This is a genomic window from Desulfoplanes sp. PS50, assembly GCF_053851535.1.
On record NZ_JBSPZA010000061.1, the window covers coordinates 1 to 6178 of the forward strand.

Below are 6178 nucleotides of genomic sequence, written 5' to 3' on the forward strand. Positions count from 1 at the left end.
ACATCCTTTCATAATTGCGGGAAGGGTTATTGGTTGTTGGCTGGTCGCCTCGAGATCAAGCGCAGAGCGTGCAAACAAGGTTTGATAGAAGTGTTCTTGTTCGCCGCCGCACTCCATTCCGGGGCACGGAAAGAACTCTCCCGTTTCTTCCGAAATTATCGGAAAGTGCAACACTGTAGCCCCCCTCCCGTAGTTCAGGGAGGGGCTGGGGGAGGGTTTCAAACTGCTGGAGAAAGGCACCGATTATACGACCCGCCCCTAACCCCGCCCTGACCAGGGCGGGGGATCCATTCGGAGTCAAGACCGGGGGAGATTTGTACAAATATGGTACGGGAACCCGGTGCATGGAAGCATTTTTTCCGGGATGAATCATATTGATGAAGCCTGCGGCATCACCGATTCGACCAGAGACACCGCTTCCCCTTGTATTTGAGCCACCCCAGAGGCAGCCCCCGCCAATAGAGTCCGCCATGTTTGCCGGTGCCCGGCGCGGGGAGGCTCTGGCCTGATATCATTTTGTGCAGGATGTCAATGTCTGTGACATCCAGACCGCCCAATATCTCGTAGTCCGGCATGAGGCAATGCAGGGTCGGGTCGATGCGGAACCGATCTTTGCGCAGCGTGCCGAGAGGGAGTCCCTGCCAGCGGACTCTGTCGGTGAAAGACTGCAAGGCCTTGGAGTGGAGAAAAAAGACCCTGTCCCTGAAGAGATGGCATGTGCCTTCCTTCAGGGTTTTTGTATTCAGAGGATGTTCTCGGGTCAAAAGATCCACGGGCACGAGGTTGGTATCCATTGATGCGCTTTGAAGGGGAAATGGTTGCTCTCTTCCCGGGATCTCAGGTTTCCTGAGCCGGGCCACAAAGAATCCCTGTGCTCCGGATTTGTCACCGTCCACCAGCAGGCAGTGGTTCAACTCGGGCGCGCCGTGACGTTCCACGGTGAACCCGCCCAGGGGATCGAGATGTTCCAGCTCAAGGCCGAGATTGTCCACGGCCCAGCGGACCTGGTGCTCGTTTTCCAGTGGATCGGTGGTGCAGGTGGAGTAGACAAGGGAGCCGCCCGGGGCCAGAAGCCTGGCCGCTTTTGTCAGGATGTCCTTCTGGAGCTGGACCAGGGGAGCGAGTTTGTCAGGTGTCCAGACCTTCATGACCTGGGGATTCTTGTCCACAGTGCCCCAGCCGCTGCACGGTGCGTCCACCAGGATGCAGGGCCATGTTCCTTCCGGTAGAGGGAGGTCCTGCCCCTGGTAGCAGGTGGTGACGACATTGGGGAGATTCTGGGTCCGGATATTGGCTCGCAGGGTGGCCAGTCTGGAAGGATTGACCTCGTTGGCCACGACCAGACCCCGGGGGCCCACCAGCCGGGCCAGAAGGGTCGTCTTGCTCCCCGGACTCGCGCACATGTCCAGGACAACGCCTCCTGTTGGGGGATCAAGTAGCAGGGGGGGGAGCATGGAGGAGCGATCCTGGATGTAGATGTAACCGAAGATGTGAGCCAGTGCGTTGCCCAGTGCCGTGGGTCCGCTGGTAAGACGCCGGGCCAGTGGGTAGCAGGGATCGTTGTCAAGGACGAATCCCTCGGCCTGCAGAAGGGATTCCACGAGTTCTGCCTCATGGGGACGGCAGTTGAACCGAAAGGTTCGGGAAGGAGATGGTTGCTGGCTGGAAGTCATGGTCTGCAGGGGCTTTGATTGGGCGCGACAATGCTGCGCGATGCAGGTCATCGCTAAACGAGAACCCCTGGTTCGTCCAGACTTGGATATTGGTGAAGCCGGCCATGAGTACAAATCAGCCCTGATTGGTGAAGATCCTTCATGGCCTTATTTTTTCGTAACTATTCAGGTCAAAATTTATCAGGTGCAACAGACTGCAATGTAATGTTAAATTTGAGTGCCAGCCCGTAAATTTTAGAGATTTAAGGATTTCAGAAATTTTAGAAATTAAGGACCTGCACGCTAACCGCCTGTAATTTCTTAAATCTCTTAAATTTCTAAAATTTACAATTCTGATTCCCGGGAAATGCACCTGAATAGTTACATTTTTTCTTGACAAGAAAAATCGACTCGACAAGAAGAGTGAACGTTCATTCCGCAGTTCGTGTCTACCCGGTAGCCAAACATGCCTTCTGATTCCAAGAACATTCGCAGCGCCATCCTCGAGGCCGCCCTGGACCTTTTTTCCGAAAACGGGTTCCACTCTTCCCCCATGTCGCGCATCGCAACCCTGGCGGGTGTTGGTGTCGGAAGCATCTACAGGTATTTCAGCGACAAGGATGCCCTTATCCATGCTCTCCATGAAGAGGTGGAGATCCCCCTTGAGCGAGCCATGGAAGAGAACATTGATACGAGTCTGTCGACACACCGGCAGTTTGTTCATTTTGTGATCAACCTCGTTGCCTATTTCCGTTCCCGTCCCAGGGAATTCAGATTTCTCGAGCAATATTTCAACTCCCCGTATGGAAACGACAAGATTCAGGCCAAGATTTTGATGGAAGACGGCACACCCAACGATCTCTTCAACCGGCTTTTTCTCAACGGCCAGCAGGAGGGGACCGTACGAAAACTGCCCCTTCCGGTCTATCCGGTCATGGTGTTCGGACCGGTCAGCTGCCTGGTGAGATATGCCCTGTTCGGAGACGATATGGTGAATGATACTGTCATCCGGGCCACGGCAGAAGCGTGTTGGAACGCCATCAAGGCATGATGAATCATGCACCGCCCGTAGGGGCACGGCGCGCCGTGCCCTCGAATCCACCGGGACGTCGGTGTTTTTACCCGATACAATGCGCATAAGACAGCGGATCGCACGGGGATGAAGGAATCGGCAGAGGGTTCGGGATGCCCCACAAGGGCACGGCGCGCCGTGACCCTACAGGAATGGTATTTGTTACAAGATGAGAAACGAAAGCGTATAACATATTGGGAGGCATTGTGAGACGATACAACCAAAAAACATCAGGCCTTGCGCCGAACATCCTTGTCATGGCTGTTTTACTGCTGGCCGTGACCCTTTCTGCCTGCGAGCAGAAGAAGGAAGCCCCGAAGCAGCCCCCCACTCCCGAGGTGACCGTCATGACCGTCCGTACCGAGCCGGTGGGCCTGACCACGGAACTGCCCGGCCGGGTGGCATGCTTCCGGACTGCGGCAATCAGACCTCAGGTCAACGGGTTGATCATCAAACGGTTGTTCACCGAAGGGGCGCTCATCAAAAAAGGGCAACCCCTGTATGAGATCGATCCGGCTCCCTTTCAGGCGGCCCTGGACAGCGCCGAGGCCGCTTTGGTCAGGGCTCGGGCGCAACTTCCTTCCATTGAGTCACGGGCCGTCAGGTACAGGGAATTATTGGCAGACAGGGCGGTGAGTCAGCAGGATTATGACGATGCAGAAGCCGCTCTGGCCCAGATCAAGGCGGATATCCAGTACTGGAAGACGGCCATGGAGTCCGCGCGTATCAATCTGGGCTACTGCAGCATCACCGCGCCCATTTCCGGCCGCATCGGCAGATCATCCGTTACCGAAGGGGCCATTGTCACGGCCTACCAGCCCGTTGCCCTGGCCACCATCAGGCAGCTCGATCCCATCTATGTGCAGGTGCCCCAGTCCAGAACCGCCATGTTGCATCTGAGAAAGCGCCTGCGTACGGGGGGCATTGTTGAGAGCGGTCAGGATACACCTACCGTCGAACTGCTCCTGGAAGACGGGTCCATGTATTCCCACAAGGGGAGTGTGCAGTTCAGCGAGGTGAACGTTGATGAGAGCACTGGTTCGGTGATCATGCAGATCCTCGTTGCCAACCCGGATCAGGTCCTTTTGCCCGGGATGTTCGTCAGGGCGCGTATCGACGAAGGGGTCAATCCCAAGGGCATCCTCATTCCCCAGGAAGCCGTTTCCAGGGATCACAAGGGGGCACCCTATGCAATGATCGTCAATAAGGAGAGTGAGGTCGAGCTGAAAATGCTCAACCTGGATCGGGCCATGGGGACTTCCTGGCTGGTGGCATCCGGACTGGTTGACGGTGACCGGGTCATTCTGCAGGGCCGCCAGTTTATCCGGCCCGGCATGCCCGTCAGGATCGCCCCGGCACCGGCTGGGGACCAGGGATCGGCCGGTGTCCGGGAAGCCGAGACTTCGCCCAAAGGAGATGCCTGATGCTATCGAGATTTTTTCTTGAGCGCCCGGTCTTTGCCTGGGTCATCGCCATCGCTTTGATGGCCGCCGGGGGACTGGCCATCTACAATCTGCCCATCTCCCAGTATCCGCCCATCGCGCCCCCTTCCATTTCCATCGAGTCCTATTACCCGGGGGCCTCTGCCGAGACCGTGGAGAATACGGTCACCCAGATCATCGAGCAGAAAATGACCGGTCTGGACAGTATGCTCTATCTTTCCGGGAGCAGCTCGTCCTCGGGGACATCGCGTCTCGACCTGACCTTTGCCCCGGGGACCGACCCGGACGTTGCCTGGTCCAAGGTCCAGAACAAGCTCCAGCTGGCCATGGCCAGCCTGCCTTCCGTGGTGCAGGAACAGGGGGTCAAGGTCAGCAAGTCCACCAAAAACTATCTGATCATCGTGGGGCTTGTTTCCGAAGACGGGAGCATGGATGGGAACGATCTCAGGGATTACGCCCAGTCCAACCTGGAAAAGATACTCTCCCGGGTGCCCGGGGTGGGTGAGGTCAATAATTTCGGGTCCCAGTACGCCATGCGGGTGTGGGTCAATCCGGACAAGCTGACCGACTACCGTCTGACCATGACCGATGTTATCGGAGCCCTCCATGCCTACAATGTCGAGGTCTCGGCCGGTCAGTTCGGCGGTGCCCCGGCTGTGAAAGGCCAGCAGATGAACGCGGCCATCGTGGTCCAGCATCTTCTCCAGACGCCCGAGGAATTCGCGGCCATACCCATCAGGACCAACGGTGACGGTTCGGTGGTCCGGATCAAGGATATCGGACGTACGGAGCTGGGTACGGAACGCTACGATGTCATTGCCAATTACAACGGTCTGCCCTCGGCGGCCATGGCCATCCGGCAGGCGGCAGGTGCCAACGCCCTGGATACGGCCAATGCGGTCAAGACAAAACTCGAGGAGATGAGCCGGTATTTTCCGCCGGGCATGAAGGTCATCTACCCCTACGACACCACCCCGTTCACCCAGGTGGCCATCGACGAAGTGGCCAAGACTCTGGGGGAGGCCGTGGTTCTGGTCTTCGTGATCATGTATATCTTCATGGGTACCTTCCGGGCCACATTGATCCCGACCATTGCCGTACCCGTGGTGCTGCTCGGAACCTTTGCCGTTCTCGGGCTGTTCGGTTTCTCCATCAACATGCTGACCATGTTTGCCATGGTCCTGGCCATCGGGCTTCTGGTGGACGATGCCATCGTTGTGGTGGAAAATGTGGAGCGGATCATGGCCGAGGAAGGACTGCCGCCCAGGGAGGCCACGGCCAAATCCATGGACGAGATTTCCAGTGCCCTTGTCGGTATCGGGTTGGTACTTGCGGCCGTATTCGGACCCATGGCGTTTTTTCCCGGCTCCACAGGGGTCATCTACCGCCAGTTTTCCATCACCATTATGGCATCTATGCTCCTTTCCGTGCTCGTGGCCCTGATCCTGACCCCGGTCCTCTGCGCCTCGTTCATGAAACCCATTCCCAAAGGGCATGAACCGGCCGACAATGCGGTTTTTTTCCTGCGCCCCTTTTTCAGATGGTTTGATCGCGCCTTTTTCTGGTTCAGGGAGGTTTATGCAAAATTTGTGGGCCGTATCCTGCGCAAAAAGCTGCGCTATCTCCTTCTTTTTCTGCTCATAACAGGTGCCATGGGCTATTATTTCCAGCGCATGCCCACGGCCTATCTGCCCAATGAGGATCAGGGCATCCTCATTGTTCAGGCCATCCTGCCCGCGGGATCGGCCCTGGAACAGACCCAAAAGGTCATGAAGCAGGTGCAGCAGTATTTTGCCACCCATGAAAAGGATACCGTGGAATCGGTGATGGCCATTTCCGGCATGAGTTTCAGCGGCCAGGCCCAGAACATGGGGTTTGCCTTTATCAACTCGACTTTCGGAGTTTATTTTGCTTTCAAAATTAGAACAAACATCCTGAAATAACTAATTTTTTACTTGAAGAGATCCTTGTTTTTTAGTATTTCTCTTGTTTCCACGCAATAGAATACAAAA

The 6178-nt window shown here is 56.3% G+C and carries 4 protein-coding genes; 3 read left to right on the forward strand and 1 reads right to left on the reverse strand.

The window, feature by feature from the left end:
* Positions 1 to 392 precede the first annotated feature (392 nt).
* Positions 393 to 1724: an RsmB/NOP family class I SAM-dependent RNA methyltransferase gene (locus ACTVJH_RS15515; protein WP_455992718.1), complete on the reverse strand. Its 1332-nt coding sequence runs from the start codon at positions 1722 to 1724 to the stop codon at positions 393 to 395.
* A gap of 394 nt (positions 1725 to 2118) precedes the next feature.
* Here ACTVJH_RS15515 and ACTVJH_RS15520 point away from each other — a divergent pair, with 394 nt between their 5' ends.
* The 3 genes from ACTVJH_RS15520 (at position 2119) to ACTVJH_RS15530 (ending at position 6109) form a co-directional block, all read left to right on the forward strand.
* The gene (locus ACTVJH_RS15520; RefSeq protein WP_455992721.1) at positions 2119 to 2703 is read left to right on the forward strand and encodes a TetR/AcrR family transcriptional regulator; all 585 of its coding nucleotides are present in this window, start codon (positions 2119 to 2121) and stop codon (positions 2701 to 2703) included.
* Positions 2704 to 2981: 278 nt separating this feature from the next.
* On the forward strand, positions 2982 to 4148 hold the full coding sequence (locus ACTVJH_RS15525) for an efflux RND transporter periplasmic adaptor subunit (protein ID WP_455992723.1): 1167 nt from the start codon (positions 2982 to 2984) through the stop codon (positions 4146 to 4148).
* The gene (locus ACTVJH_RS15530; RefSeq protein WP_455992725.1) at positions 4148 to 6109 is read left to right on the forward strand and encodes an efflux RND transporter permease subunit; all 1962 of its coding nucleotides are present in this window, start codon (positions 4148 to 4150) and stop codon (positions 6107 to 6109) included. Before ACTVJH_RS15525 ends, ACTVJH_RS15530 begins: the two co-directional genes overlap by 1 nt.
* Positions 6110 to 6178: the final 69 nt, after the last annotated feature.

Coding starts and splice junctions, on each gene's coding strand:
- ACTVJH_RS15515 (WP_455992718.1), bottom strand. CDS start 1,724: ATGACCTGCATCGCGCAGCATTGTCGCGCCCAATCAAAGCCCCTGCAG.
- ACTVJH_RS15520 (WP_455992721.1), top strand. CDS start 2,119: ATGCCTTCTGATTCCAAGAACATTCGCAGCGCCATCCTCGAGGCCGCC.
- ACTVJH_RS15525 (WP_455992723.1), top strand. CDS start 2,982: ATGGCTGTTTTACTGCTGGCCGTGACCCTTTCTGCCTGCGAGCAGAAG.
- ACTVJH_RS15530 (WP_455992725.1), top strand. CDS start 4,148: ATGCTATCGAGATTTTTTCTTGAGCGCCCGGTCTTTGCCTGGGTCATC.